Source organism: Pseudomonas sp. GW821-FHT09C08, from assembly GCF_059418125.1.
In genome coordinates, this window is record NZ_JBWKPG010000003.1 from 599,042 (window position 1) to 625,382 (window position 26,341).

Below are 26,341 nucleotides of genomic sequence, written 5' to 3' on the forward strand. Positions count from 1 at the left end.
CCAGGCAAGGTCGTGCATCACGTGCGCGCACGTGGGGTTAGTGGCGGGGTGCCACTAACCGTTATAACGAGGTTTTTTGCGGGCGACAACCGGCCGCACGGAGAGACGGGTGAGATGGGAATTGTCGGTAGGAATGGACGAAATGCAGTGGCTGAAATCAATGCAAAGCAGTGTGGGAAGTGGCTTGCCTGCGTTGCAGGCACCAGGGTGTATCAGTGACACCGCGGTGATGCTATCGCAGGCCAGCCAGCTCCCACCGGGACTGGCGGTGCTTATAAGGTCAGGGTCAGGCGTTTGACCAGGGCGCCTGGCAGCAGGTTGGAGGCGGTGTTGCGCTGGCCATAGGTGCTGGCCGACAGCAGCAGTTCCCGATCAGCGGTCAGTGCTTCCAGCTGCGCACCGAGCAACTGGAACACGCTGTCATCAAAGCGCATGGTGCTGACCGGCGCCTTGATTTCGCCGTCTTCCACCCAGAACGTGGCGAAGCGCGTCATGCCGGTCAGGCGGGCGGCCGGCAGGTCGGAGTAGTTCAGGTACCACAGGTTGCTGATGTACAAACCGGTGCCCAATTGCTTGAGGATGTCGGCCTGGGCGAGGGTGCCCGCCGCCATCTGCAAGGCGCTGGGGGATTCGTCACGGCTGGCGCCGTTGGCACTCAGGCCGTACTCGGCGGCGCTGCGCGAGTTCACCAATTGGCCGTCGGCCTTGCCGGCGTTGATCAACCTGACATCGCTGCGCGGGTAGCCTTCGCTGGAAAACGCCGGGCTCAGGGAGCCGCTGACCCGTTCGTCCACCGTCACCTGCGGGCTGAGGTGTTGCTCGCCGGCGTACAGGCGTTGCAGGGAGCTGCCCTTGCTGGCGATGGCCTGGGCTGAGAAACCGCCCCAGGTGATGATGCTGATGATTTCTTCCAGCGCCGCCGGGGCCAGGTAGGCGCGGTATTCACCGGGTGCCAGCGCGTGCAACGGGCGGCCGAGGAATTCCAGCTGTTCGCGGGCCAGTTGGAAGCGCCGGGCGAACTCGGCGCTGTTCCAGGCATGGCCGGCGTAGCTGGCTTTGACAGCCTCGCCATTGGCGTGGAACAGGCTGAAGTCGAAGTTGAAGCTATTGGCCTGGTGCCAGCCGAACGCACCGTTCGAACTGGCGAAGCCGCGGCTGATCGGGCCGGCGGCGTAGAACCCGACGAGGTCGACACCTGCACCCGCCTGGCTGATTTCGTCCAGTACCTGGGCCAGGTCCGGCAATGGCAGGTCCTGTTCGTTGTGATTCTGCCAGGCGTTGTGGTTGAGCAGCAGGTAGGGATCGTGGGGCAGCAGCGGCAGGGTTTCGCGCAGCTGTTGCAGGCCCTCGGCGAGGCGCTGGCGGTCCAGCTCCGGATCACCGGCGAGGGTGATGCCGAGGTCGGCGTGGCGGCCATCGTTGATCAGCTTCAGGTTGAGGCTGGCCTGTTGCACCTGGCCGGCCTGGCGCACCTTGGCGTGGTTGAAGCGCACGAACTCGGACGACTCGGCCGCATAGCCCAGGTGAAATTGTTCCTTGTCGGTGATGGCCTGTTTGAGCCATTGCACCAATGCCTTGAAATTGTTCATCAGGCATCTCCCCCAAATACGTCAACGTTGCTGAACACACAGGCCGGCGACGCGTGGCCGACGCGGATCACTTGGTTGGGTTCGCCTTTGCCGCAGTTCGGCGTGCCCAGGACCTTGAAGGTGCTGGCATCGCCCACGGCGCTGAGGTTGCGCCAGAACTGCGCGGAAATCGCCCGGTAGTTGGGGTTTTTCACCACGCCCTTGAGCTCGCCGTTTTCAATCAGTTGGCCCCATTCGCAGCCGAACTGGAATTTATTGCGCGCATCGTCGATGGACCAGGAACGGTTGGTCGACATCAGGATGCCGTGTTCGATGCCGCCAATCAGTTGCGCCAGGCTCTGGTCACCGGCTTCGATATTCAGGTTGGCCATGCGGTCGATCGGCGGGCGGTTCCAGCTGCTGGCGCGGCTGTTGGCGACACCGCCCAGGCCGGCACGGAACTGCGACAGCGCGCCGCCGAGTGGCCTGAGCAGCACACCTTCGCGGATCAGGAACTGTTTGCTGGCCGGGGTCCCGTCATCGTCATGGCTGTAGCTGGCCAGTTGTTCGGGGATGTCCGGGTCGAAGGTCACGTTGAGCAGTTCGGAGCCGTATTGCAGGTGGCCGAAGTCCTCGGCCTTGACGAAGCTGGTACCGGCGTAATTGCGCTCATCGCCGAGGATGCGGTCCAGCTCCAGCGGGTGGCCGATGGACTCGTGGATCTGCAGGATCATCTGATCGGGCATCAAGAGCAGGTCGCGCGGGCCCTGGGGCGCGTTCGGCGCCAGCAGCAGTTGCAGGGCTTCGTCGGCAATGCGCGGCGCAGCGCCGACCAGGCCGAAGCGGTCGATCACATCAAAGCCGCCTTGCTGGCCGAAGTTACTGCCGCCAAGGGTGCGCGACTGGCTGTCGTTACCGTCGTAGGCAGTGACATTGACGCCGGGGAACACAAAGCGCTGGGCCTGGCGCAGCTCGGCGCCGGCACTGTTGAGGTAGATCTGCTCGACATGGGTCAGGCCGAGGCTGACTTCCCAGTTCACCAGGCGCTCGTCCTGGGGCACGGCTGCGGATTCATCACCGAGCAATTGGTAGCAATCGCTGAGGGAAGGGAAGGCTTGCGCAAGGTTGGGTGACAGGTAGTCGGCGACGTCACTGGAGACGTGTTGGTCGCGCAGGTCGAGCAGGGCGTGGGGCAAAATCCGCCGGGCTTGCTGTTCGGCGCGCTCAAGGGCGGCTTGCAGGCCATGCAGGGAAATATCGTGGGTTGCGGCGTAGGCTTCCACACCGTTGACACGCACGGTGAGCATGGCACCTTCGTCGTGGTTCAGGTGGGGCGGTTCGGCGACGTTCTTGCGTACCGACAGGTACTGGCCGGATTCGCGGACATAACGCAGCGAGAAGAAGTCGGCGGTGGTGCGCAGGGCACTGAAATGCTTTTTGAGTGTGGCGTGGTGGTCGAACATGGGGCCTTCCTTGTGGGCGGCTCAGCGCAGGCAGGCAAACAGAGTAGGCCTGGGCTGGGAGCTGATCAAGGAGGGCGACTACTTGTAGCAGGTGAACCCTTGTGGTGAGCGGGCTTGCTCCGCGTTGGGCTGCGCAGCGGTCCCAAAAATCTTGGGAGCGCTACGCACTCCATCGCGGGGCAAGCCCGCTCGCCACAAAGTGTTTCAGTTACTGCGCAGTCGGGCCCACTTCACGCAACGGCTTGCCACGCACCGGCGCATCGCCTGCCACGTAGTAGTCGGCGGTGCTGCGCGGCAGCGGCTGGCGGCCACGGATCTTGTCGGCGATTTTCTCGGCGATCATGATCGTCGGCGCGTTCAGGTTGCCAGTGGTGATGATTGGCATGATCGACGCATCGACCACCCGCAGGCCCTGCATGCCGTGCACACGGCCTTCGCCGTCCACTACCGCCATCTCGTCGGTGCCCATCTTGCACGAGCAGGACGGGTGGAACGCGGTTTCGGCGTGCTCGCGGATGAACTTGTCCAGTTGCTCATCGGTTTGCACCTCGATGCCCGGGCTGATCTCGCGGCCACGGTAGGGATCCAGCGCCGGCTGCTGCATGATTTCACGGGTCAGGCGGATGCCGTCGCGGAATTCCTGCCAGTCCTGCTCGGTGGCCATGTAGTTGAAGAGGATGCTCGGGTAATCCCGTGGGTTCTTCGACTTCAGTTGCACGCGGCCACGGCTTGGCGAACGCATGGAGCCCATGTGTGCCTGGAAACCGTGCTCTTTCACACCGTTGCTGCCGTTGTAGTTAATCGCCACCGGCAGGAAGTGGTACTGGATGTTCGGCCAATCGAATTCTTCACGGGTACGGATAAAACCGCCCGCTTCGAACTGGTTGCTGGCGCCGATGCCGGTGCCGTTGAACAGCCACTCGGCACCGATGGCTGGCTGGTTGTACCAGAGCAGCGATGGGTACAGCGAGACCGGTTGGGTGCACGCGTATTGCAGGTACAGCTCAAGGTGGTCCTGCAGGTTTTCACCAACGCCCGGCAGGTCGTGGACCACCGGGATGTCCAGGCTTTCCAGCAGTTTGGCCGGGCCCACGCCGGAGCGTTGCAGCAGTTGCGGCGAAGCGATTGCACCGCTGCACACCAGCACTTCTTTACGCGCACGGGCTTCAACGCGCTCTTCGGCGGCACCGATCAGGTAACGCACGCCCACGGCACGCTTGCCTTCGAACAACACTTTGTCGGTGAGGGCGTGGGTGACGATGGTCAGGGTCGAACGCTTCTTGGCTGTGTCCAGGTAACCGCGCGCGGTGCTGGCGCGACGGCCGTTCGGCGTGACGGTACGGTCCATCGGGCCGAAGCCTTCCTGCTGGTAGCCGTTCAGGTCTTCGGTACGCGGGTAGCCGGCTTGCACGCCTGCTTCAACCATGGCGTGGAACAGCGGGTTGTTGCCGGCTTTAGGCGTGGTCACGCTGACCGGGCCGTCGCCACCGTGGTAGTCGTTGGGGCCGATGTCGCGAGTTTCAGCCTTGCGGAAATACGGCAGGCAGTCCAGGTAGGTCCAGTTTTCCAGGCCCGGCAGTTTCGACCAGTTGTCGTAGTCCATGGCGTTGCCACGGATGTAGCACATGCCGTTGATCAGCGAGGAACCGCCGAGGCCCTTGCCGCGACCGCATTCCATCCGGCGGCCGTCCATGTGAGGTTCTGGATCGGTTTCGTAGGCCCAGTTGTAGCGACGGCCTTGCAGCGGGAACGCCAGGGCGGCCGGCATTTGCGTACGGAAATCGAAACGGTAGTCCGGGCCGCCGGCTTCCAGCAGCAGGACGGTGACGCCTTCGTCTTCAGTCAGACGGGTCGCCAGGGTGTTACCGGCGGAACCGGCACCCACAATGATGTAATCGTATTCTTGAGTCATGGGGGTCTCCTTGAGAGCTGCTAGCTCTAAGCTTCAAGCTGCAAGAAAGAGCAGCGAGCGGTGTATCTGGGAAGTGCGGCAAACCAAACTGCTTTTACTTGCAGCTTGAAGCTTGCCGCTTGCCGCTTATCAGAACACCGAGGCGTAGTCGCCCAGCTCAACCTGTACCGATTTGATGCGGGTGAAGTTGTTCAGCGAGCTGATGCCGTTCTCACGGCCCACACCGGATTGCTTGTAGCCACCGACCGGCATTTTCGCGTCGGACTCGCCCCAGGCGTTGATCCAGCAGATACCCGCTTCCAGCTGATGAATCACGCGGTGGGCGCGGTTCAGGTCCTTGGTCACAAGGCCCGCAGCCAGGCCGAAGTCGGTGTCGTTGGCGCGACGGATCACTTCTTCTTCGGTTTCGTAAGTGAGGATGCTCATCACCGGGCCGAAGATTTCTTCACGCACGATGGTCATCTCGTCGGTGCAGTCGGTGAACACGGTCGGGGCCACGTAGGCGCCTTTGGCGAATGCACCGTCGGTCAGGCGGTCGCCGCCGCAGAGCACGCGAGCGCCTTCTTCCTTACCTTTGGCGATGTAGCCGAGCACGCTTTCCATGTGGGCGAAGCTGACCAGCGGGCCGAAGTTGGTGTTTTCGTCTTGTGGGTCGCCAACGCGAATGCGCGCCACACGCTCAACGATCTTGGCTTCGAAGGCGGCTTGCAGGTGCTTGGGCACGAACACGCGAGTGCCATTGGTGCAGACCTGACCGGAGCTGTAGAAGTTGGCCATCATCGCGATGTCGGCGGCGCGATCCAGGTCGGCGTCTTCGAACACGATCAGCGGGGACTTGCCACCCAGCTCCATGGTCACTTCCTTGAGCGAGGAGCTGGAAGCGCTGGCCATGACTTTCTTGCCGGTGTCGGTGCCGCCGGTGAAGGAGACTTTCTCGATGCGCGGGTGCTCGGTCAGCCAGGTGCCGACTTCACGGCCGCTGCCGGTCAGTACGTTGAACACGCCCGCCGGAACGCCGGCTTCGGTGTAGATCTCGGCCAGTTTCAGGGTGGTCAGCGAGGTGACTTCGCTCGGCTTGAAGATCATCGCGTTGCCGGCAGCCAGGGCCGGTGCGGATTTCCACAGGGCGATCTGGATCGGGTAGTTCCACGCGCCGATACCGGCAACCACGCCCAGCGGCTCGCGGCGGGTGTAGACGAAGGACGTGTCGCGCAGTGGGATCTGCTCGCCTTCGATGGCCGGCACCAGGCCTGCGTAGTACTCCAGTACGTCAGCGCCGGTGACGATGTCGACGTATTGGGTTTCGGAGAAAGCTTTACCAGTGTCCAGGGTTTCCAGGGCGGCCAACTCGTCGTTGCGCTCACGCAGGATGTCGACGGCGCGACGCAGGATGCGCGAACGCTCCATGGCGGTCATCGCGGCCCAGATCTTCTGGCCTTTTTCGGCGCTGACCACGGCACGTTCAACGTCATCGAACGTGGCGCGTTGCACTTGGGCGAGAACTTCACCGTTAGCCGGGTTGATGGCTTCGAAGGTGGCATCGCTGCCAGCGTCGCTGTAGCCGCCGTCAATGTAGAGTTTTTGCAGTTCGAAACGGGCCATAAAGTCCTCGCAAGTGCATAAGTGGTTGGCGTTAACCGCCGAAAGTGGGCCATAAGGGTCTGGCATCACTGATCGACAGCAGTTCAGGGGTTGAGCGGTTGTGTGTGCTCTAACTCACCTGCTTGGCCAATTGGAAATCCATGTATTCGTAAGCGATCCGTTGCGCTTGCGCCGTGTCGAAAGCGTCTCCCGACAGGGCGCCGCGCAACCACAAACCGTCGATCAGGGCCGCCAGGCCTCGGGCTGCTTTGCGTGCGTGCGGCAGCGGCAGCACTCGGCGGAACTGGCAGCACAGGTTGGAATACAGACGTTGATCGTTGATCCGCTGCAACCTGTGCAATGACGGGTGGTGCATGCTGGTGGCCCAGAAGGCCAGCCAGGTTTTCATTGCCGGGCCGTTGACCTGGCTGGCATCGAAGTTGCCCTCGATGATCACCTGAAGGTGCGCCCGTGGGCTGTCATCCTTCAGTGCGAGCCTGCGTTCGTGGACGTTCTCGATCAGCACATTCATCAAGTACCGCATCGTCGCGGCGATCAGGCCGTTCTTGTCCTGAAAGTAGTGACTGATGATGCCGTTCGAGACGCCGGCCAGACGGGCGATCAGCGCAATGCTGGCATCCCCCATTCCGACCTGATCGATCGCCGTCAAGGTGGCTTCGATCAACTGCTGGCGGCGTATGGGTTGCATACCGACCTTGGGCATGTAGCACCTCTCCTTAGGCCTGCCGATGGGCGATCAACGTCCGTCGGCTTGATGGCCAGTCTATTTTGTTTTGATTGAACGTTCAATCAACAAAGAATAAGATCTGCGACAAATGGTCGCTGCCTACAGATATTTCCTACCTGCGAGCTGCGACATCTGACACCTGCAAAAGTCCTTGAAACAGGCCGTATCAGGGCCTGGGCACCGCTTCGGCGGGGCTCAAGAATTTTCGGGGTGTCTTTATAACACCCGTCCGTCGACTGCCGAAAAATCGATGTCCCGGGATAACCGTTGCCTTGTGTTTCTCTCTCGCACTGCCCGGAGCATCTGCGCCATGAGTTCTGCCTCTCTTATAAAGACCCCGCCGGAAAAGGTCCGGGTCAACGGTTGGGTGTTCTACACCTCCACCGCGCTCATTCTGTTGTTGACCGCCATTCTGATCATCGCCCCGCAGGAGGCCGGGCGCATGCTCGGCGTAGCACAGGCCTGGCTGTCGAAAAGCTTTGGCTGGTACTACATGGTGGTCATCGCCGCTTACCTGGTGTTTGTGGTCGGCCTGGCATTTTCGTCCTACGGCAAATTGAAACTGGGCAGCAAGGACGACACCCCGGACTTCAGCTACGGCGCCTGGGCCGGCATGTTGTTCTCGTCCGGGATCGGCATTTCGCTGCTGTACTTCGGCGCTTCGGAGCCGTTGGACCACTACTTCAACCCGCCCGAAGGCGCGGCCGCCAGCAATGGCGCAGCACGCCAGGCGCTGCAACTGACCTTTCTGCACTGGGGCCTGCACGGCTGGGCGATCTATGCCCTGGTCGGCCTGGCCGTGGCGTACTTCGCGTACCGGCATAACCAGCCGCTGGCGCTGCGTTCGGCGCTGTACCCGCTGGTAGGCGAGCGTTGGGTGAAGGGCGCGGCCGGCCATGCGGTGGACGGCTTCGGCATGTTCGTGACCCTGCTCGGCCTGGTGACCAACCTGGGTATTGGTTCGATGCAGGTCTCGTCCGGGTTGGAAAACCTGTTCGGCATGCAGCACAGCAACACCAACCTGTTGATCGTGATCATCGTGATGAGCACCGTGGCAACCATCGCTGCGGTGTCCGGTGTGGAGAACGGCATTCGCCGCCTGTCCAACCTCAACATCGTGCTGTTCAGCGGTTTGTTGATCTTCGTATTGCTGTTCGGCCCGACCCTGCACTTGCTCAACGGCTTTGTGCAGAACATCGGCGACTACATGAACGGCCTGGTGCTGAAAACCTTCGACCTCTATGTGTATGAAGGCGACGCCGACAAGACCGAACGCTGGATGGGCCTGTGGACCCTGTTCTACTGGGCCTGGTGGATTTCCTGGGCGCCATTCGTAGGCATGTTCATCGCGCGTATTTCCCGTGGCCGCACCGTGCGTGAACTGGTGGCCGGCGTGCTGCTGATCCCGCTGGGCTTCACCCTGGCGTGGTTGTCGATCTTCGGCAACTCGGCGCTGGACCTGGTGCTCAACCACGGTGCGGTGGAGTTGGGCAAGACGGCGCTGGAACAACCGTCCATGGCCATCTATCAACTGCTGGAGCATTACCCGGCGTCGAAAATCGTCATCGGTGTGTCGATCTTCGTCGGCTTCGTGTTGTTCCTGACCCCGGCGGATTCCGGCGCGGTGATGATGGCCAACCTTTCCTGCAAAGGCGGCAATGTGGATGAAGATGCGCCGCACTGGCTGCGGATCTTCTGGTCGGCGGTGATCACCCTGGTGACTATCGGCCTGCTGTTCGCCGGTAACTTCGAAGCCATGCAAACCATGGTGGTGCTGGCGGGGCTGCCGTTCTCGGTGGTGCTGATTTTCTTCATGTTCGGTTTGCACAAGGCCATGCGCCAGGACGTCGCAATCGAACAGGAGCAGGCGCAGTTGGCCGAGCGTGGCCGTCGGGGGTTCAGCGAGCGCCTCACCGCGCTGGATCTGCAACCGAGCCAGGCCACTGTGCAGCGCTTCATGGACAAACACGTCACGCCGGCGCTGGAAGAAGCCGCGACGGCGTTGCGCGACCAGGGGCTGGAAGTGCAGACCCTGCTGGGCAAATCCAAGCGTTGCATCGGTGTGCGCATCGAGATGGAAGAGGGCAACCCGTTTGTCTACGAAGTGAGCCTGGATGCTTACTCGTCGGCGCCGAGCGACCTGCCGGAAGAAGAGCGCACCCGCTACTACCGTGCCGAGGTCTACCTGCACAACGGGCCTCAAGAGTACGACCTGATGGGCTTTGCCCAGGAACAGATCACCCGGGACGTGCTCGATCAGTTTGAAAGCCATCGGCAGCTCCTTGGCCGTGTCTATAGCTGATGCCTGAAGGGAGCGGCGCCCTCACTGGCGCCGCTTTTTTTATGCCGGAACAGAGATCAAATGTGGGAGCTGGCTTGCCTGCGATAGCTATGTTGGATTCACCATTGCTGTCGCAGGCATGCCAGCTCCCACATTGACCCAGTTCATTCAGCCGATCCGTGCACTGCTCAGCCGAGGTTCTTGCCCAGCAGGGCATGGTAGAGCTCGCTGTCCCCCAGAATCCCCACCACCTGGTTGTTGTCATGCAGCACCAGCTTGTTGCCGGTGTGATAACGAATCTGCAGCGCATCGCGCATGCCGATGTTGGAGTCCACCAGTGTCGGCACCCGGCCCAGACCTTCCACCGGTTGCCCCGGCGCCCAATTCTGCAGGTTCATCACCGCACCATTCTGGCGAGCACCGGTGATGGTGTTGCCTTCGGCCAGGTCCAGCCATGAGTCGCCACCCGGATCGAGGCACACCGAGCCGTTCACGCGCTTGCAGTTGTCCAGGGTGCGCATCAGGCTGCGTCCGCACAGCACGTTGAGCGGGTTGGTATGGGCGACGAAGGTGCGCACATAGTCGTCCGCCGGGTTCAGCACGATCTCTTCCGGTACGCTGTACTGGATGATCTTGCCGTCTTTCATGATCGCGATGCGGCTGCCCAGCTTGAGCGCTTCATCGAGGTCGTGGCTCACGAACACGATGGTCTTGCTCAGCTTGCGTTGCAGCTCCAGCAACTCGTCCTGCAGGCCCTGGCGGATCAGCGGGTCGAGGGCGGAGAAAGGTTCGTCCATCAGCAGGATGTCGGCGTCCATCGCCAACGCACGCGCCAGGCCGACGCGCTGCTGCATGCCGCCGGAGAGTTCGTCCGGCTTCTTGTTGCGCCACTGGGTCAGGCCCACCAGCTCGAGTTTCTCATCCACCAGCTTGCGGCGGTCTTTCTCCGGGCGGCCCTGCATTTCCAGGCCGAAGCTGATGTTTTCGCGCACTGTCAGCCAGGGCATCAGGGCGAACTTCTGGAACACCATGGCGATGCGCTTGGTGCGCATCATTTTCAGCTCGGCGGGCGTGCACGACGCGATGTCGATCTGGCGCCCTTCATGCTCCACGAACAGCTGGCCACGGCTGACGGTATTGAGGCCGTTGATGCAACGCAGCAGGCTCGACTTGCCGGACCCGGAGAGGCCCATGAGCACGCAGATCTCGCCTTTCTCGATATCCAGGCTGGCTTTTTCAACGCCGACAATCTGCCCGGTCTTTTTCAGGATTTCGTTGCGGTGCATCCCCTGGTCCAGCAGCTTGAGGGCTTCGCGTGGGTCCTTGGAGAAGATCACATCGACCTTGTCGAATCGGATAATGCTCATGCATCACCCCCTACTTTGGCGTCGGGTTGTTTGCAGATGCGGTCGAGCATGATGGCGAGCAATACGATCGCCAGGCCGGCTTCGAAACCGAGGGCGATATCGGCGGTGTTCAGCGCGTTGACCACCGGCTTGCCGAGGCCGTCGGCGCCTACCAGGGCCGCGATCACCACCATCGACAACGACAGCATGATGCATTGGGTAATGCCGGCGGCAATGCTCGGCATGGCGTGGGGCAGTTCAATGCGCGAGAGCAACTGACGGCGCGAGCAGCCAAAGGCCTTGCCGGCGTCCATCAACTCCTGCGGTACATCGCGGATACCCAGGTAGGTCAGGCGGATCGGCGCGGCAATCGCGAACACCACCGTGGATATCAGCCCGGGCACCACACCCAGCCCGAAGAGGGTCAGGGTAGGGATGAGGTAGACGAAGGTCGGTACGGTCTGCATCAGATCGAGCACCGGCCGCATCAGGGTGTAGAACATCGGCTTGTGCGCGGCAACAATGCCCAGCGGCACACCGATGACCACGCAGACCAGGGTGGCGAACAGCACCTGCGCGAGGGTTTCCATGGTTTCCTGCCAGTACCCCAGGTTGAGGATCAGCAGGAACGAGGCGATGACAAATACAGTCAGGCCCCACTTGCGTTGAATGAAGTGAGCCAGCAGCGCAATCAGACCGATCAATGCCAGCGGATTGAACCAGGTCAGCGCAAACGTCACGCCGTGGATCATCGTTTCCAGCGTCGATGCGATTGCGTCGAAGTAGTTGGCGCCGTGTTGGGTCAACCATTCGACGAAGGCAGCGATGTACTGGCCTAGTGGGATTTTCTGTTCAGTCAGCATGGTAGTGAATGTCCACATGCGAAGGGGAAAACATCCCAGGCCAGCGCACCGGCCTGGGGTCAGCGGGTGTTATTTGGCGAGATAAGCTTTGACGGCCTCCAGACCGGGTTTGCCATCGACGGTGGTGACGCCTGCGAGCCAGGTGTCGAGCACTTGCGGGTTGGCCTTCAGCCAGGCCTTGGCCGCAGCATCGGGTTTCTGTTTTTCGTCCAGGACTTTACCCATCAGGGTGCTTTCCATGTTCAGGGTGAACACCAGGTTTTTCAGCAATTGGCCGACGTTACTGCATTCCTGGGTGTAGCCCTTGCGGGTGTTGGTGTAGATGGTGGCCTGGCCGTAGTTGGGGCCGAACGAGTCGTCACCCCCGGTCAGGTACTTCATCTTGAAGCGAGTGTTCATCGGGTGCGGTTCCCAGCCGAGGAACACGATGGCCTGGTCGCGCTTGGTGGCGCGTTCGACCTGGGAGAGCATGCCGGCTTCGCTGGATTCGACGACTTTGAAGCCGGCGGTTTTCAGGCCGAAGGCGTCTTTGTCGATCAACGTCTGGATGGTGCGGTTGCCGTCGTTACCCGGCTCGATGCCGTAGATCTTGCCACCCAGCTCATCCTTGAATTTGGCGATATCGGCGAAGTCTTTCAGGCCTTTGTTGTACAGCGCTTCGGGTACCGCCAGGGTGTACTTGGCGTTCTCCAGGTTGGCGCGCACGGTTTCCACGGTGCCGGCATCACGGTACTGCTTGATGTCGTTTTCCATGGTCGGCATCCAGTTGCCGAGGAAGATGTCCATGTTCTTGCCGTCGGCCAGGGACTTGTAGGTCACAGGTACCGAAATCATCGTGGTGCGCGGCTTGTAGCCCAGGCCCTTGAGGACTTCGCTGGTGGTCGCGGTGGTGACGGTGATGTCGGTCCAGCCGACATCGGAGAAATTGACGGTCTGACATTGTGCCGGTTCTGCAGCGTGCGCCAGGACTGGCAGACTCAGCATGGCGGCCAACAACAACGAGGGTGAACCTTTCATATGGGTAGACTCCTGTGTTTTTTCTGGCGGCATTCGCCGCGCTTTATATGTGTTGCGGTTGGAACGTGCGACGCAGCGGCGGCGCGGTGCCTTGCAAACGAGTCGAGACTGATCATGTACCAGTGAAAATCTGACGCCTACAGGGGGCGTCGTATCCAGTACAGGGATGGTCGTATCCAGTGTCGGTGACGTCGCTTACAGATTTTTCCAAAGGCAAAACTGCAGTTTTCAACGATCTGCACCGCTAAAAACGGCCAAAACGCCTGATCGCACGAGAGCGACGCTGGTGAGCATGGGTACGTCGGTGTGAGACGCCGTGACGGCGGATAAAAGCTTGATGATGCCGCCATCTGGGCGATCTGAGCGTAGCAGCTCCTTGGTGTCCGGTTTGCTCACCTGCGGAGTCCCACGTTAATGGCTATCAGCGTTTTCGACCTGTTCAAGATCGGCATCGGGCCTTCTAGTTCTCACACCGTCGGCCCCATGCGCGCCGCGGCGTTGTTCGTCCAGGCATTGCGTGAACGTGAACTGTTGGAACAAGTCAGGCGCGTCGAAGTTCAGCTCTACGGCTCATTGTCGGCCACCGGCATTGGCCACGGCAGCGACACCGCGACCATCATGGGCCTGATGGGCGAGTGGCCCGACGCGATCGATCCGGCGCAGATCGGCCTGCGTATCCACACCCTGCGCGAGACCGACACGCTGCTGCTGGATGGGCGCTTGCCGGTGCCGTTTGTATGGGCGCGCGACATGCGCCTGCTCGACGAAAACCTGCCCTTTCATCCCAACGCCATGACCCTGGTGGTGTTCGGCGATGACGGTGAGTTGCATCGCGACACCTACTATTCGGTCGGCGGCGGTTTTGTCGTGGATGAAGCCCAGGCGCAGAGTGGCGTGGCGGATATGGACCGCACCGAGCTGCCCTATGATTTTTCCAGCGCGGTGGAGTTGTTGCAGCTGTGCAAGACCCACAACCTGCGCGTCGCCGAGTTGATGTTGGCGAATGAAAAAACCTGGCGCTCGGAAGATGAAATCCGCAGCGGCCTGATGAAACTCTGGCGCGCCATGCAGGCGTGTGTGGAGGAGGGGCTCAAGCACGAGGGCATCTTGCCGGGCGGGCTGAACGTGCGCCGCCGCGCGGCCAAGTTGCACCGCAGTTTGCTGGAGCTGAACAAACCCAATGTGATCGGCTCGACCTTGAGCGCGATGGAGTGGGTCAACCTGTTCGCCCTGGCGGTCAATGAAGAAAATGCTGCCGGTGGACGCATGGTCACCGCACCCACCAACGGCGCGGCGGGGATCATCCCGGCAGTGCTGCACTACTTCATGAAATTCAGCGAGGAAGTGACCGAGGCCAACGTGGTCGACTACCTGCTCGGCGCTGCGGCGGTGGGCATCCTGTGCAAGAAGAACGCGTCGATTTCCGGTGCTGAGGTCGGCTGCCAGGGCGAAGTCGGCTCGGCCTGTGCGATGGCCGCCGCCGGCTTGGCGGAGATCCTCGGCGCCACGCCGGAGCAACTGTGCAACGCTGCGGAGATCGGCCTGGAACACAACCTCGGCCTGACCTGCGACCCGGTGGGCGGGCTGGTGCAAGTGCCGTGCATCGAGCGCAACGCGATTGCGGCGGTGAAGGCGATCAACGCGGCGCAGATGGCCTTGCGTGGTGATGGCCAGCACTTCATCTCGCTCGACCGGGTGATCCGCACCATGCGCGATACCGGGGCGGACATGCACGACAAGTACAAGGAAACCTCGCGCGGTGGCTTGGCGGTGAGCGCGGTGGAGTGTTGACCACCTTTGCCGGTGGGCGGCTTGTTGTGGCGAGCGGGCTTGCCCCGCGTTGGGCCGCGCAGCAGCCCCAATAACTTCACTGAGTTCGTTCAGGAATATCGAGGTGTCAGGTTCTGGGGCTGCTGCGCAGCCCAACGCGGGGCAAGCCCGCTCGCCACAATTGAGGTGCAAACTGCGCATAAAGTGAACATCCCAACCAAAAGCGCCACCTTTTAGCGCGTCGCAAACAGATAAGTAGCTCCCAAACGATTTACCCCTCGACCACCCGTCACCTGTGCGTGTGGTGACAGACTTTTCCTACGCCCTGAAAGCGCCTTCCCACAAGTGCTACCGATCTGCTCACACCCCTTGAACAGGCTCACTCCTGCCACTGAATCGGGTCATATCCCGCACTCGCGGCGCGGGCTTATATAGACGCTTCATCAGGTCGTTTTCAGGAGTTATTGAATGGCCATTCAAATTTAGGCATGGCATTTGCTCTATCAATTCAAAGCCTCGCCTCTCCAGGACGAGCGCAATAACAAGAGCCTCGCCTGAGGCCATCACCCGCTTTGTGTGAGGAGATACCGCGATGACGTCGTTCAACTCAGGGGCCCAACCCCAGAACCGTGCGCCTCAATCCATCGGCTTTTTGCTGCTGGACAATTTCACGCTGATTTCCCTGGCGTCGGCAGTGGAACCGCTGCGCATGGCCAACCAGTTGTCCGGCCGCGAGCTGTATCGCTGGACCACCCTGAGTGTCGACGGCAACCAGGTCTGGGCCAGCGACGGCCTGCAAATCACCCCCGATGCCTCCATGCACAAAGCCCCGGCCCTGGACACTGTGATTGTGTGCGGCGGCGTGGGTATCCAGCGCACCGTTACCCGTGAACACGTGTCGTGGCTGCAAAGCCAGGCGCGCCAGTCGCGTCGCCTTGGCGCGGTGTGCACCGGCAGCTGGGCCCTGGCCTGCGCCGGCTTGCTCGATGGGTTTGATTGCAGCGTGCACTGGGAATGCCTGGCGTCGATGCAGGAAGCCTTCCCGCGTGTCGCCATGAGCACGCGCTTGTTCACCCTCGACCGCAACCGTTTCACCAGCTCCGGTGGCACCGCGCCGCTGGACATGATGCTGCACCTGATCAGCCGCGACCACGGTCGCGAACTGTCCGCAGCCATCTCCGAGATGTTCGTGTACGAACGCATCCGCAACGAACAGGATCACCAGCGCGTGCCGCTCAAGCACATGCTCGGCACCAACCAGCCGAAGCTGCAGGAAATCGTCGCGCTGATGGAAGCCAACCTTGAAGAGCCGATCGACCTGGATGAGCTGGCGGTGTACGTCGCCGTGTCGCGGCGCCAGCTGGAGCGGCTGTTCCAGAAATACCTGCACTGCTCGCCGTCGCGCTACTACCTCAAGCTGCGCCTGATCCGTGCGCGGCAGTTGCTCAAGCAAACGCCGATGTCGATCATCGAAGTGGCGTCGGTGTGCGGGTTTGTCTCCACGCCGCACTTCTCCAAGTGCTACCGCGAATACTTCGGCATTCCGCCACGCGATGAGCGTGTGGGTTCCAACACCACGCAGCAAGTGGCGATGATGCCGATTCCGCAGGCGCTGGTGTTGTCACCGTTGTCGGGGCCGATGTCGGCGTTGAGCCAGGCGCGCAATGAGTCGACTTTTGCCAGTGTAAGGCTCTAGGCCGAGCCGTCTTCATCGCAGGCAAGCCAGCTCCCACATTTTGATCCGTGAATAGATTCAAATGTGGGCGCTGGCTTGCCGGCGATGGCGCTTTATCAGGCGCCAGAGTTCTGCTTGAACTGCACCAAGGCCGGCAGCAACTGCTTGTCGATCGCTTGGCGTACAGCCGGCAGGATCGTCGCGCTGCCGGTGTACATCTGTTCCACCATGCCCTTGAGCGCCTTGGCCCGTGCGGCACTCAAACCGCGCACGGCGCACTCGCAGGCCTGTTCGGCGCTGGCGCCGCTGGACACCTCGAAACCCAGCGAGCGCAGTTGGCTCAGCAGGTCATCCTGGTCAATCAAATCCGCGTGCATCATGACGTTTATCCTGGTGTAGGGAGCGGGAGATTGAGGTCGATTCTGGTAGGCCAACACCGAGTCGGCAAGGCCTGAATGCGTGAATGTCCGGCACACCTATGAACAGGTCGTTTTCGGCTAACTCGCAAGGAAGAGGAGTGTGCACACTGGCATCAAGCAAGCAGCTTGAAGGTTTGGTCACCCTCGGGATGCGCAGCTCACACAAAGCACTCTGCCCCGATCCTGTCACGGCTGGATCGGGTTTTTTTTTGCTGAATTTGTAGTGGTTGTGCGGGCCCCTTCGCGAGCAAGCCCGCTCCCACATTTGACCGAGTTCCTGCTGAAAAAGCGCGGTCAAATGTGGGAGCGGGCTTGCTCGCGAAGGGCGCGCCTCGGTCTACCGCTGCAACACCAATATCCTGGACAACAACTCATCCCGGTCGATATAGCACCCCTGGAAATGCCGCGCCCCCGAAGCCGGATCAAACGCATTGCGCGCATGCAAGGTGCGGCGGTTATCGAAGCACCACAGCTCGCCCGGGTTCAGGCGCTTGACCAGCCGAAAGCGAGCCTCGCGCGTCATCGTAATAAACCGCCGATAAGCCCGATACAACAACGGCATCTGCTCCACCGGCGCCTCGAACGGCCCGCGCAAAAAGTTCGCCATGCGAATCTCCGCCACATCGCCCAGGGCATCCAGTGCAATGATCGGCGCGAGGCGGCGATAGTCGCTGTGACGGTCCTTGTTGCGAAACTCCACGGGGATTTCACACAGTGCACGAAACGCCTCGGGGTCTTCCGTGCGCAGGGCATGGGCGATGGCGAAACCGTCGACAAAAATACTCTCGCCCCCGGTGGCATCGTTCACCAGGCAATGTAGAAATTGCAGCCCCGGTTGCAGCTCCCGCGTCGGCAAATCGCTGTGCAACGGCAGGTTGAAGGCGGTGTAGGCATTGCTGTCGGCATCGGCCTTGGATTGCACGTTGAACAGCACGCCGAAATTGCTTTCGCGGATGAACGCAATACGCTTGGCGATCAGCGCCAGTGAGCCGGGTTCGGTCGGTACGCCGCGCACTTGGGTCAAGCCAGAGTCGCGCACGGCCAGCAGCCACTGCAGCAGCGCCTTGGGGTCTTCCATCACGGCGGCATAGTCGAACACCGGCAACGTAAAGCGGCTGTCCCAGAGCCTGGATTTCGGCCGGGCAGCCTGGCGTTCAGCGCGCGATTGGTCGTCGTAGGCGTGAGCCCGCAACCAGCCGGGATCGTATTGGCTGCGATGGCCGCCGAGCCACTGCACACTGAGAAAACCCTGCTCGATCTGCACATCGACGGCGGTCAGTGCCTCGTCCACATCGACGATTTCCAGCACCTGCTCGCGGGTGACGCTGTACACGCATTCGGTGCACGGGCAGTTATCGCGCAGCCATTGATGATGAAACGGGCTGACCCGTCCATCGGCCCACCGCACGCGAATCTGATCGTTCAGCACCTGCGCATCGGCGAGGTCGCTGATCTTGGGGTAGGTACGAAAATCGGCAACAGCGGCGGCGGTTTGCATGGTGGCTCCTTATGGTTTTTTGGGTGGCAATCCAATCACTCGACCCAGCAGGGCGGGGCGGGGCAGGTCGGCTTGAGCGGTGCTGATGACCGTCAGCTTTTCCAGCGTGGCCTCGGTGAACGGCGCCGAATTCGGTCCTGCCAGGTCGACGTGCAAGAGCATCTGTTCATTGCCGGCCAGTTCCTGCTCATGACCGACTAAATGCAGGCTGTGATAGAGATGCAGGCGCTTGGCGTCGTGGGCGATCAGTTGCGTGTGTACTTCAACCTCGGCACCCAGTTTCACCTCGTGCAGGTAGTTGAGGTGCAGCTCGAGCGTGAACAACGAGTGGCCGCTGGCTTCGCGGTTTTCGCTGTCCAGCCCCAGGGTGTCCATCAGTGCGTCGGTGGCGTAGCTGAAGATCAGCAGGTAGAACGCATCGCGCAGATGGCCGTTGTAGTCCACCCAATCCGGTTGGATTTTGGTGGTGTAGGTGGTCAATGCAGGCATGTCTGGGATTCCGGATCATTATTCGGTTCAACTGTAGGAGCTGGCTTGCCGGCGATGGCGATGTCGGATTCACCACCGCTATCGCCGGCAAGCCAGCTCCCACAAGGATCAACTGCCGTTATTCGGCGAAGCTCATGCCGTGCTTGGCTTTAGTCACCTTGACCGCCTCCAGCACTGCCAGCAGGCAATCATCACGATAGCGTTCCAGCGCCGAAATGCTGTGGCTGCCGAGTTGATCGCGGGTGCCGTCGACCACATCGTCAATCAACTTGTCGGTGAGTTCCGGTGCCGGCAGGTACGTCCACGGCAACTGCAGCGCGGGGCCGAACTGCGCCATGAAGTGACGCATGCCGGCATCACCGCCTGCCAGGGTGTAGGTGAGGAAGGTGCCCATGAACGACCAACGCAAGCCGGCGCCAAAACGAATCGCATCGTCGATTTCACCGGTGGTCGCCACGCCGTCATTCACCAGGTGCAGCGCCTCGCGCCACAGCGCTTCGAGCAAGCGGTCGGCGATGAAGCCGGGGACTTCCTTGCGCACATGCAACGGGCGCATGCCAAGGGATTCATACACCGTGATCGCGGCTTGAATGGCTTGCGGCGCGGTGTGCTTGCCGCCGACCACCTCCACCAGCGGCAGCAGGTACACCGGGTTGAACGGATGACCCACCACGCAACGTTCCGGGTGCGTGGAGCCTTCATAAAACTCGCTCGGCAACAGCCCTGATGTACTCGAACCAATCAATGCATTCGGCTTGGCCGCTGCACTGATCTTGCTGTGCAGTTCCAGCTTCAACTCCAGGCGCTCCGGGGCGCTTTCCTGGATGAAGTCGGCGTCTTTCACGCACTCTTCAATGGTGGCGACAAAGCGCAGGCGCTCCTGCGAGGCACCCGGTGCCAGGCCTTGTTTCTCCAGGGCGCCCCAGGCATTCGCGACGCGCTTGCGCAGGGCGGCTTCGGCACCGGGCGCCGGGTCCCAGGCGACCACATCGAGGCCGTGGGCCAGGGCGCGGGACACCCAGCCGCTGCCGATAACGCCGCTGCCGAGGGCGGCGAAGGTTTTGATTTCAGTGATAAAGCTCATGGAAAATTCCTGAAGTATTCGATGATCCCGCATGTTTAATTCGCTTTCGGCAAGCAATCAGCCGCGCTTGGCCAGGCCCATCTTGATTCGACCTTCCGCCGGGGTCATGACCCGTGCACCCAGGCGGCTGAGGATTTCACTCGCCCGCTCCACCAGTTGGCCATTGGTCGCCAGCACGCCCTTGTCCAGCCACAGGTTGTCTTCCAGGCCGACCCGCACGTTGCCGCCCAGCAGCACCGCTTGTGCGGCCATCGGCATTTGCATGCGGCCGATGCCGAAGCCGGCCCACACCGCGTCGGCGGGCAGGTTGTCGACCATGGCTTTCATGGTGGTGGTGTCGGCCGGCGCGCCCCACGGAATGCCCAGGCACAGTTGGAACAACGGGTTATCGAGCAGGCCTTCCTTGATCATCTGCTTGGCGAACCACAGGTGGCCGGTGTCGAAGATTTCCAGCTCGGCCTTCACGCCCAGCTCTTGAATGCGCTTGGCGCCGGCACGCAGTTGCGCCGGGGTCGACACGTAAATGGTGTCGCCGTCGCCGAAGTTCAGGGTGCCGCAGTCCAGGGTGCAGATTTCCGGCAGCAGCTCCTCGACGTGAGCCAGGCGGGTCAGCGGGCCGACCAGGTCGGTATTGGGGCCGAACTCCATCGGGTGCTCGCCGCCGCCGATCTCCAGGTCGCCGCCCATGCCGGCCGTGAGGTTGACGATGATGTCGATGTCGGCCTCGCGGATGCGCTCCATCACTTCGCGGTACAGGGCGACGTCGCGGCTGAACTTGCCAGTGTGCGGATCACGCACATGGCAGTGCACCACGGTGGCACCGGCCTTGGCGGCTTCCACCGCGGCGGCGGCGATTTGCTTGGGGGTGACCGGCACGTGCGGGCTTCTGGCGGTCGTGTCGCCAGCACCGGTGAGTGCGCAGGTGATGATGACGTCGTGGTTCATGAGGCAGGTTCCTTACAGGCGTGGTGGTGCCGTTCGCAGCCAGGAATGGCTGCGAAACGGTGATTCGGATCAGGTTATTTGCTGCTCAATTGCAGGTTGGCGGCGGCCGGTTTGCCGTCGAACGTGGTCACCCCTTCTAGCCAGCGCTGCTGGTCTTGCGGGTGATCCTTGAGCCACTGCCTGGCGGACTCGAGAGCGTCCTTGTGATCCAGCAACGGCTGCATCATTCGGCTCTCGTCGGCCGCAGTGAAGGTCAGGTTGGTCAGCAGCTTGTGGACGTTGGGGCACTGCTCGGCGTAGTTCGGCGCGGTAACGCTCCACACGGTGGCCATGCCTTCGTTCGGGCCCAGGGCATCGTCGCTGCCGGTGAGGTAAGTCATGGCGACGTTGACGTTCATCGGGTGCGGCGCCCAGCCGAAGAACACCACCGCTTCCTTGCGGCGCACCGCGCGGTCGACGGCGGCGAGCATGCCGGCCTCACTGGATTCCACCAGCTGGAACTTGCCGAGGCCGAACTGATTCTTGGCGATCATGGCCTTGATCTGGGTGTTGGCGCCCGAGCCAGGCTCGATGCCGTAGATCTTGCCGCCCAGCTCTTTCTCGAACTTGGCGATGTCGGCGAAGGTTTTCAGGCCTTTGTCGGCGAGGTACGTGGGGACTGCGAGGGTGGCGCGGGCGTCTTCCAGGCTCGGCTTGTCGAGGACCTTGACCTGCTTGGCGTCGACGAACGGCGTGATGGTCTGGGTCATCAGCGGGTTCCAGTAGCCGAGGAACAGGTCCAGGCGCTGGTCGCGGATGCCGGCGAAGATGATTTGCTGGGAGGCGCTGGTCTGTTTGGTCTTGTAGCCGAGGCCGTCGAGCAACACTTGGGTCATGGCGCTGGTGGCGATTACGTCGGTCCAGTTCACCACGCCCATGCGCACGTTCTGGCAAGAGGCCGCATCGGCAGCCAGGACGTTCGTGCTCAAAATGGCGCTGGCGCTGAGTGCGAGCACGCAGCGGCTGATCAGTCGGTTCATGGTGGATCCCTCGGCAGGTCGTTATTGTGGGGGCCGGCGTCTTTGTGCGCCGTGAGGCCAAGTTACGCAGCTTGCAGGTCGAGAAAACGCACGGCGGCGACTCGCTCTTGCACTGCAGCGACCTGCCCCCTTGAATCCGCCCATGAACGGGAGTATCACAGTGCCACGCTGCCCGTCCGACGAGAGCGCCACCATGTCCCAGGATTTCTACTTTCTGCTGATGCCGGGTTTCTCGGCCATCGGTTTTATCTCCGCGTTGGAGCCACTGCGGGTCGCCAACCGCTTTCGTGGTGAGCTGTACCGCTGGCACATACTGAGCGCCGATGGAGGGGCGGTACTGGCGAGCAATGGCATGTCGGTCAACGCCGATGCCGCGCTGGAACCCCTGAAAAAAGGCGCGACGCTGCTGGTGGTGGCCGGCTTCGAGCCGCTGCAGTTCGCCACGCCTGCGCTGGAGCACTGGCTGCGCCGCCTCGACCACGATGGCGTGACCCTCGGCGCCATCGACACCGGCGCGTGTGTGCTGGCCGAAGCCGGTTTGCTCGACGGCCACCGGCTGACCCTGCACTGGGAAGCCATCGACGCCTTCAAGGAATCTTATCCACAGCTCACCGTGACCCAGGAGCTGTTCGAGATCGACCGCCGGCGCATCACCTGCGCCGGCGGCACCGCTTCCATCGACCTGATGCTTGACCTGATCGCCCAGGCCCACGGCCCGGACCTGGCGATCCAGGTCTCCGAGCAATTCGTGCTCGGGCGTATTCGCCCACGCAAAGACCACCAGCGCATGCAGATCGCTACGCGCTATGGCATCAACAACAAGAAGTTGGTGCAGGTGATCGGCGAAATGGAGCAGCACACCGAACCGCCCCTGAGCACCCTGGCCCTGGCGGAGGCGATCAAGGTCACGCGGCGCCAGCTGGAGCGCCTGTTTCGCCTGCACCTGAACGACACACCGAGCAACTTCTACCTCGGCCTGCGCCTGGAAAAAGCCCGGCAACTGCTGCGCCAGAGCGATATGAGCGTGCTGGAAGTGAGCATTGCCTGCGGGTTTGAGTCGCCGTCGTACTTCACCCGGAGTTATCGGGCGCGGTTTGCGAAATGTCCGCGGGAGGACCGGCGACGGGAGGCGGTTTGACGGCCAATTATAGTAGATTATACTCGCTACTATAATTTATAGTCCTTTGCATAATTGAGTATAAAACCATGTCCAAGCACAGCGGCTTTGTATTCCGCCGTCCCGCCCTGGCCAGCAGCATTGCCGATGGCCTGGTGGGGGCTGGCATCCAGGATTTCACCTCGGGCCTGTTTCTAGCGGCGCCGCGCCGCACGGGCAAAAGTACGTTTTTGCGTGAAGACCTGATCCCGGAGTGCCAGCTGCGCGGTTGGCTGGCGGTGTATGTCGATCTGTGGGCCGACAAAGAGAAAGACCCTGCGGAGTTGATCGCCAGTGCAATCGCCGCCGCGCTGGTGACCTATGAGAAGGGCATTCGCAAGCTGGCCAAGAACATTGGCATCGAGAAATTAAGCTTCCTGCGTACCCTGTCCTGGGATTTCACCAAGCCGCAATTGCCCGTCGGTGCGACGCTGACCCAAGCCTTGGAGTTGCTCCACAGTGCTGCGGAAAAACCCGTTGTGCTGGTGATTGACGAAGCGCAGCACGCCTTGACCACCGAGTCAGGCATCAATGCGATGTTCGCGCTGAAGGCCGCCCGGGACCAGCTAAATCAAGGGCGTGACGAGGAGGGCAGCGGTTTGCACCTGGTGTTCACCGGTTCCAACCGCGACAAGCTGGCCCATTTGGTGCTGGGCAAGAGTCAGCCGTTCTTCGGGTCCAGCATCACGCCGTTCCCGTTGCTCGGCAAAGAGTTCACGCGAGCCTACACCGCGCACCTCAACGCACATTTGGCTAAAACCAATCAGTTCAACGCCGCCGACATTGATGACGCCTTCGAGCTGGTAGGCCGTCGCCCCGAAATGCTGCGCACCATTATTGGCGAAGTGGCGCTGGAGCTGGGCGAAGCGAGCAATCTGGGCCAGTTGCTGCACAGCCGCGCCGAATTTCTGCGTGCCGGCGTGTGGACGGAATTCGAAAGTGCCTGGAACAACCTCACCGTCCCCCAGCGAGCCGTGCTCGAGGTCATGGTGCAGCGCTCGCAGAACAACGAACCCTTTGCGCCGTTCACCGACAGCACCCTCACGGCGGTGAGCAAGGCGCTGGAAGCCATGGGCAGCGATGTGGTGCCGGGCACCCAGACGATTCAGGCCTGTATCGATGCCCTGCGCGACAAGGAACTGGTGTGGAAGTCGAGCCGGGGCGGATATGCCCTGGAGGACAAAACCTTCGGCGATTGGCTGCTGCGCAAGCGCTGAAGGGCAACACTGGTCAAATGTGGGAGCTGGCTCGCCTGCGATAGCGGTCGATCAGGCAGTGCAGGGTTGTCTGGCAAACCGTCATCGCCGGCAAGCCAGCTCCTACAGGGGGTTGGTGTGTGGCTTATTTCTTCAGCAGGGCCGAACACGCCGCCTTATAGGCTTCATGCTGATACTTGTTCAACGAGGCCGGCAGCTCGAAGTTGTGTTTCTTGTTCTGTGCATTGATGGTCTGCGGCGACAGCAGCGTCACCTCAACCCCCTCCAGCAACTGAAACACGCCTTCGATCTTGAACGTGGTCGGGCCGCCGGCGAACTCGCCTTTCTTGCTGCGCTTCTTGATCGCGATCCGGGTGATGGCGTTGGCCTGCACGAACGCCTTCACCTGTGCCGCAAAGGCTTTGACGTTGGCGGCTTCATCGTCGTCTTCAAGCGCGATTTTCTTGGTGGCCAGGGCGAGGTGGGCCAGCGCCTGGTTATCCAGTGAGGCAACGGCGATGATGGCTTCGCTGCCTTTGATTTCGATGCCGCAGAGAGTCATGAGTAGCCTTGATTCAAGAGGAAAGTGACGGGGATTGTCGCTTATTCCTGCCCGATCGACTCCAAAAACTCCGACCGCTCATCACTCATCCGCGCCAGGCAGTCATTTTGCGCAATCGCGTAGGCCTTGGTCCCGTTCACCGCTGGGAAGGTGTCCACGGCGCAGTCGGCGTCACGCAGTTTTTCCCACTTTTGCTGGGCATCCTTCAGACGAGCGGTAATGTCGGCGAGTTTGGTCTTGTCGCTGCCATAGGTCGAACCCATGCGTTCCAGCAGGCCCTGGTAGTTATCCTTGAGCAGCTGTTCGGCGGTGGTTTTGTTGTAGGTGGCGCATTCCAGGGTTTGCTTGTCGTTTTCGATGCCATCGCACGGCGTGCTGTCGGTGTCTTCGGCCGCGTGGACGCCGGTTGCGATGAGTGCCAAAGCCAGGAAAATCGATTTCATTGCGCCGTCTCATATCAGGTGATGCGGAATTCTGGCTCAAGCGTAAGACAAATAACAGCCGCCAGTCAGACACCTCTTAACAGCCTTTGTCGCGGATTGACGCTTTCGGCAATTCCCCTGTCGTTTTTGCACCCGGCTCGGGTTTGCCCTGGGCATATGCTGGCCCCAAAGCGCCGGCAGACGATTCGGCGCATGAATCGCCAATAAGGGGACGCCTGATGAGCCCAGCCGAATTGCACGCCGACAGCATCGTTATCGACGGGCTGATTATTGCCAAGTGGAACCGCGACCTGTTCGAGGACATGCGCAAAGGTGGCCTCACCGCCGCCAACTGCACCGTGTCGGTGTGGGAAGGGTTCCAGGCCACGATCAACAATATCGTCGCCAGCCAGACCCTGATCCGCGAGAACAGCGACCTGGTGATCCCGGTGAAAACCACCGCTGACATCCGCAAGGCCAAGGAGCAGGGCAAGACCGGCATCATCTTCGGCTTCCAGAACGCCCATGCGTTTGAAGACCAGTTGGGCTATGTCGAGATCTTCAAGCAGCTCGGCGTCGGTGTGGTGCAGATGTGCTACAACACCCAGAACCTGGTGGGCACCGGCTGCTACGAACGCGATGGCGGCCTGTCGGGCTTCGGGCGCGAGGTGGTCGCCGAAATGAACCGCGTCGGCATCATGTGCGACCTGTCCCACGTCGGCTCCAAGACTTCCGAAGAAGTCATCCTCGAATCGAAAAAACCGGTGTGCTACTCCCACTGCCTGCCTTCCGGCCTGAAAGAGCACCCGCGCAACAAGTCCGATGAAGAACTCAAGTTCATTGCCGACCATGGCGGTTTTGTCGGCGTGACCATGTTTGCGCCGTTCCTCGCCAAGGGCATCGATTCGACGATCGACGACTACGCCGAAGCCATCGAATACACCATGAACATCGTCGGCGAAGATGCCATCGGCATCGGCACCGACTTCACCCAGGGCCATGGCCAGGATTTCTTCGAAATGCTGACCCATGACAAGGGCTACGCCCGCCGCCTGACCAGCTTCGGCAAGATCATCAATCCGCTGGGCATCCGCACCGTGGGCGAGTTCCCCAACCTCACCGAGACCCTGCTCAAGCGCGGCCACAGCGAGCGCGTGGTGCGCAAGATCATGGGCGAGAACTGGGTCAGCGTCTTGAAGGACGTTTGGGGCGAGTGAATACCTCCGGAGCCTACTCCGCTCGCCGATAGCTGCGTCAGGTCCTCGCGCCAAACTCGCCGTACGTCCCGTACTGCCTCGCTTGTCGCTCCGGTCCTTCCTTGCTCTCG

At 61.5% G+C, this 26,341-nt stretch carries 22 protein-coding genes; 6 read left to right on the forward strand and 16 right to left on the reverse strand.

Annotated elements, in window-relative coordinates:
* Positions 1-272: 272 nt before the first annotated feature.
* From AC07OJ_RS13825 to betI, 5 genes are all read right to left on the reverse strand, one after another.
* The gene (locus AC07OJ_RS13825; protein WP_495094663.1) at positions 273-1,589 is read right to left on the reverse strand and encodes a TldD/PmbA family protein; all 1,317 of its coding nucleotides are present in this window, start codon (positions 1,587-1,589) and stop codon (positions 273-275) included.
* Positions 1,589-3,031 (reverse strand): TldD/PmbA family protein, encoded by a 1,443-nt coding sequence (locus AC07OJ_RS13830; protein ID WP_201146035.1) that lies wholly within the window; start codon positions 3,029-3,031, stop codon positions 1,589-1,591. Before AC07OJ_RS13830 ends, AC07OJ_RS13825 begins: the two co-directional genes overlap by 1 nt.
* Positions 3,032-3,239: 208 nt before the next feature.
* Complete coding sequence (betA, locus tag AC07OJ_RS13835; RefSeq protein ID WP_065904815.1) at positions 3,240-4,943, reverse strand: choline dehydrogenase; 1,704 nt, start codon at positions 4,941-4,943, stop codon at positions 3,240-3,242.
* Positions 4,944-5,072: 129 nt separating this feature from the next.
* The gene (betB, locus tag AC07OJ_RS13840) at positions 5,073-6,545 is read right to left on the reverse strand and encodes a betaine-aldehyde dehydrogenase (protein ID WP_065904813.1); all 1,473 of its coding nucleotides are present in this window, start codon (positions 6,543-6,545) and stop codon (positions 5,073-5,075) included.
* Positions 6,546-6,654: 109 nt separating this feature from the next.
* Positions 6,655-7,248: a transcriptional regulator BetI gene (betI, locus tag AC07OJ_RS13845; RefSeq protein WP_028618243.1), complete on the reverse strand. Its 594-nt coding sequence runs from the start codon at positions 7,246-7,248 to the stop codon at positions 6,655-6,657.
* Between the two features lie 391 nt (positions 7,249-7,639).
* On the opposite strand from betI, the gene AC07OJ_RS13850 reads away from it, so the two are divergent.
* Entirely contained in the window at positions 7,640-9,574 is a 1,935-nt protein-coding gene (locus tag AC07OJ_RS13850) for a BCCT family transporter (protein ID WP_226939981.1), read from the forward strand.
* A gap of 167 nt (positions 9,575-9,741) precedes the next feature.
* Here the strand turns inward: AC07OJ_RS13850 and choV are convergent, their stop codons facing one another.
* The 3 genes from choV to AC07OJ_RS13865 form a co-directional block, all read right to left on the reverse strand.
* Positions 9,742-10,920 carry a choline ABC transporter ATP-binding protein gene (gene choV, locus AC07OJ_RS13855; RefSeq protein ID WP_065904810.1) on the reverse strand — a complete coding sequence of 393 codons (1,179 nt, stop codon included), beginning with the start codon at positions 10,918-10,920 and terminating at the stop codon, positions 9,742-9,744.
* Positions 10,917-11,762 carry a choline ABC transporter permease subunit gene (gene choW / locus AC07OJ_RS13860; RefSeq protein WP_015886271.1) on the reverse strand — a complete coding sequence of 282 codons (846 nt, stop codon included), beginning with the start codon at positions 11,760-11,762 and terminating at the stop codon, positions 10,917-10,919. The genes choV and choW overlap by 4 nt, the downstream gene beginning before the upstream one ends.
* 69 nt (positions 11,763-11,831) lie before the next feature.
* Positions 11,832-12,779, reverse strand: coding sequence for a choline ABC transporter substrate-binding protein (locus AC07OJ_RS13865; RefSeq protein ID WP_065904809.1), 948 nt, complete (start codon positions 12,777-12,779; stop codon positions 11,832-11,834).
* A gap of 414 nt (positions 12,780-13,193) precedes the next feature.
* Here AC07OJ_RS13865 and AC07OJ_RS13870 point away from each other — a divergent pair, with 414 nt between their 5' ends.
* A complete protein-coding gene (locus tag AC07OJ_RS13870; RefSeq protein ID WP_065904808.1) occupies positions 13,194-14,570 on the forward strand; it encodes an L-serine ammonia-lyase in 1,377 nt (458 codons plus the stop codon).
* A 571-nt stretch (positions 14,571-15,141) separates the two neighbouring features.
* On the forward strand, positions 15,142-16,245 hold the full coding sequence (gene gbdR, locus AC07OJ_RS13875) for a choline metabolism transcriptional regulator GbdR (RefSeq protein ID WP_005792167.1): 1,104 nt from the start codon (positions 15,142-15,144) through the stop codon (positions 16,243-16,245).
* A 95-nt stretch (positions 16,246-16,340) separates the two neighbouring features.
* Here the strand turns inward: gbdR and AC07OJ_RS13880 are convergent, their stop codons facing one another.
* The 6 genes from AC07OJ_RS13880 to AC07OJ_RS13905 form a co-directional block, all read right to left on the reverse strand.
* Positions 16,341-16,604: a hypothetical protein gene (locus AC07OJ_RS13880; RefSeq protein WP_065904803.1), complete on the reverse strand. Its 264-nt coding sequence runs from the start codon at positions 16,602-16,604 to the stop codon at positions 16,341-16,343.
* 376 nt (positions 16,605-16,980) lie between these two features.
* Complete coding sequence (locus AC07OJ_RS13885) at positions 16,981-18,141, reverse strand: gamma-butyrobetaine dioxygenase (protein ID WP_495094664.1); 1,161 nt, start codon at positions 18,139-18,141, stop codon at positions 16,981-16,983.
* Positions 18,142-18,150: 9 nt separating this feature from the next.
* Positions 18,151-18,630 carry a thioesterase family protein gene (locus AC07OJ_RS13890; RefSeq protein ID WP_106802431.1) on the reverse strand — a complete coding sequence of 160 codons (480 nt, stop codon included), beginning with the start codon at positions 18,628-18,630 and terminating at the stop codon, positions 18,151-18,153.
* 118 nt (positions 18,631-18,748) lie between these two features.
* Positions 18,749-19,714, reverse strand: a complete 966-nt coding sequence (locus AC07OJ_RS13895) for an L-carnitine dehydrogenase (protein ID WP_106802432.1) — start codon at positions 19,712-19,714, stop codon at positions 18,749-18,751.
* Positions 19,715-19,771: 57 nt separating this feature from the next.
* Entirely contained in the window at positions 19,772-20,659 is an 888-nt protein-coding gene (cdhC, locus tag AC07OJ_RS13900; RefSeq protein WP_065904795.1) for a 3-dehydrocarnitine:acetyl-CoA trimethylamine transferase CdhC, read from the reverse strand.
* A gap of 74 nt (positions 20,660-20,733) precedes the next feature.
* Entirely contained in the window at positions 20,734-21,678 is a 945-nt protein-coding gene (locus AC07OJ_RS13905) for a choline ABC transporter substrate-binding protein (protein WP_065904794.1), read from the reverse strand.
* Positions 21,679-21,871: 193 nt separating this feature from the next.
* Here AC07OJ_RS13905 and AC07OJ_RS13910 point away from each other — a divergent pair, with 193 nt between their 5' ends.
* Both AC07OJ_RS13910 and AC07OJ_RS13915 read left to right on the forward strand, forming a co-directional pair.
* Positions 21,872-22,816, forward strand: a complete 945-nt coding sequence (locus tag AC07OJ_RS13910) for a GlxA family transcriptional regulator (protein ID WP_065904801.1) — start codon at positions 21,872-21,874, stop codon at positions 22,814-22,816.
* Positions 22,817-22,884: 68 nt separating this feature from the next.
* Complete coding sequence (locus AC07OJ_RS13915) at positions 22,885-24,051, forward strand: AAA family ATPase (RefSeq protein WP_495094665.1); 1,167 nt, start codon at positions 22,885-22,887, stop codon at positions 24,049-24,051.
* 124 nt (positions 24,052-24,175) lie between these two features.
* On the opposite strand, the gene AC07OJ_RS13920 is transcribed toward AC07OJ_RS13915, so the two are convergent.
* Complete coding sequence (locus tag AC07OJ_RS13920; RefSeq protein WP_495094666.1) at positions 24,176-24,592, reverse strand: DUF3010 family protein; 417 nt, start codon at positions 24,590-24,592, stop codon at positions 24,176-24,178.
* 41 nt (positions 24,593-24,633) lie between these two features.
* Complete coding sequence (locus tag AC07OJ_RS13925; RefSeq protein ID WP_034109800.1) at positions 24,634-25,035, reverse strand: lysozyme inhibitor LprI family protein; 402 nt, start codon at positions 25,033-25,035, stop codon at positions 24,634-24,636.
* A gap of 218 nt (positions 25,036-25,253) precedes the next feature.
* Between AC07OJ_RS13925 and AC07OJ_RS13930 the strand changes: the two genes are divergently transcribed.
* Positions 25,254-26,231, forward strand: coding sequence for a dipeptidase (locus AC07OJ_RS13930; RefSeq protein WP_213552689.1), 978 nt, complete (start codon positions 25,254-25,256; stop codon positions 26,229-26,231).
* The last annotated feature ends 110 nt before the right edge of the window (positions 26,232-26,341 follow it).

Bases quoted from the DNA above. Each gene is read 5' to 3' on its own strand.
- AC07OJ_RS13930 (WP_213552689.1), top strand. From the start codon at position 25,254: ATGAGCCCAGCCGAATTGCACGCCGACAGCATCGTTATCGACGGGCTG.
- betI (WP_028618243.1), bottom strand. From the start codon at position 7,248: ATGCCCAAGGTCGGTATGCAACCCATACGCCGCCAGCAGTTGATCGAA.
- betB (WP_065904813.1), bottom strand. From the start codon at position 6,545: ATGGCCCGTTTCGAACTGCAAAAACTCTACATTGACGGCGGCTACAGC.
- AC07OJ_RS13870 (WP_065904808.1), top strand. From the start codon at position 13,194: ATGGCTATCAGCGTTTTCGACCTGTTCAAGATCGGCATCGGGCCTTCT.
- AC07OJ_RS13920 (WP_495094666.1), bottom strand. From the start codon at position 24,592: ATGACTCTCTGCGGCATCGAAATCAAAGGCAGCGAAGCCATCATCGCC.
- AC07OJ_RS13830 (WP_201146035.1), bottom strand. From the start codon at position 3,031: ATGTTCGACCACCACGCCACACTCAAAAAGCATTTCAGTGCCCTGCGC.
- choV (WP_065904810.1), bottom strand. From the start codon at position 10,920: ATGAGCATTATCCGATTCGACAAGGTCGATGTGATCTTCTCCAAGGAC.
- AC07OJ_RS13825 (WP_495094663.1), bottom strand. From the start codon at position 1,589: ATGAACAATTTCAAGGCATTGGTGCAATGGCTCAAACAGGCCATCACC.
- AC07OJ_RS13915 (WP_495094665.1), top strand. From the start codon at position 22,885: ATGTCCAAGCACAGCGGCTTTGTATTCCGCCGTCCCGCCCTGGCCAGC.
- AC07OJ_RS13865 (WP_065904809.1), bottom strand. From the start codon at position 12,779: ATGAAAGGTTCACCCTCGTTGTTGTTGGCCGCCATGCTGAGTCTGCCA.
- AC07OJ_RS13925 (WP_034109800.1), bottom strand. From the start codon at position 25,035: ATGAAATCGATTTTCCTGGCTTTGGCACTCATCGCAACCGGCGTCCAC.
- AC07OJ_RS13885 (WP_495094664.1), bottom strand. From the start codon at position 18,141: ATGCAAACCGCCGCCGCTGTTGCCGATTTTCGTACCTACCCCAAGATC.
- choW (WP_015886271.1), bottom strand. From the start codon at position 11,762: ATGCTGACTGAACAGAAAATCCCACTAGGCCAGTACATCGCTGCCTTC.
- gbdR (WP_005792167.1), top strand. From the start codon at position 15,142: ATGACGTCGTTCAACTCAGGGGCCCAACCCCAGAACCGTGCGCCTCAA.
- AC07OJ_RS13905 (WP_065904794.1), bottom strand. From the start codon at position 21,678: ATGAACCGACTGATCAGCCGCTGCGTGCTCGCACTCAGCGCCAGCGCC.
- AC07OJ_RS13880 (WP_065904803.1), bottom strand. From the start codon at position 16,604: ATGATGCACGCGGATTTGATTGACCAGGATGACCTGCTGAGCCAACTG.
- betA (WP_065904815.1), bottom strand. From the start codon at position 4,943: ATGACTCAAGAATACGATTACATCATTGTGGGTGCCGGTTCCGCCGGT.
- cdhC (WP_065904795.1), bottom strand. From the start codon at position 20,659: ATGAACCACGACGTCATCATCACCTGCGCACTCACCGGTGCTGGCGAC.
- AC07OJ_RS13890 (WP_106802431.1), bottom strand. From the start codon at position 18,630: ATGCCTGCATTGACCACCTACACCACCAAAATCCAACCGGATTGGGTG.
- AC07OJ_RS13895 (WP_106802432.1), bottom strand. From the start codon at position 19,714: ATGAGCTTTATCACTGAAATCAAAACCTTCGCCGCCCTCGGCAGCGGC.
- AC07OJ_RS13910 (WP_065904801.1), top strand. From the start codon at position 21,872: ATGTCCCAGGATTTCTACTTTCTGCTGATGCCGGGTTTCTCGGCCATC.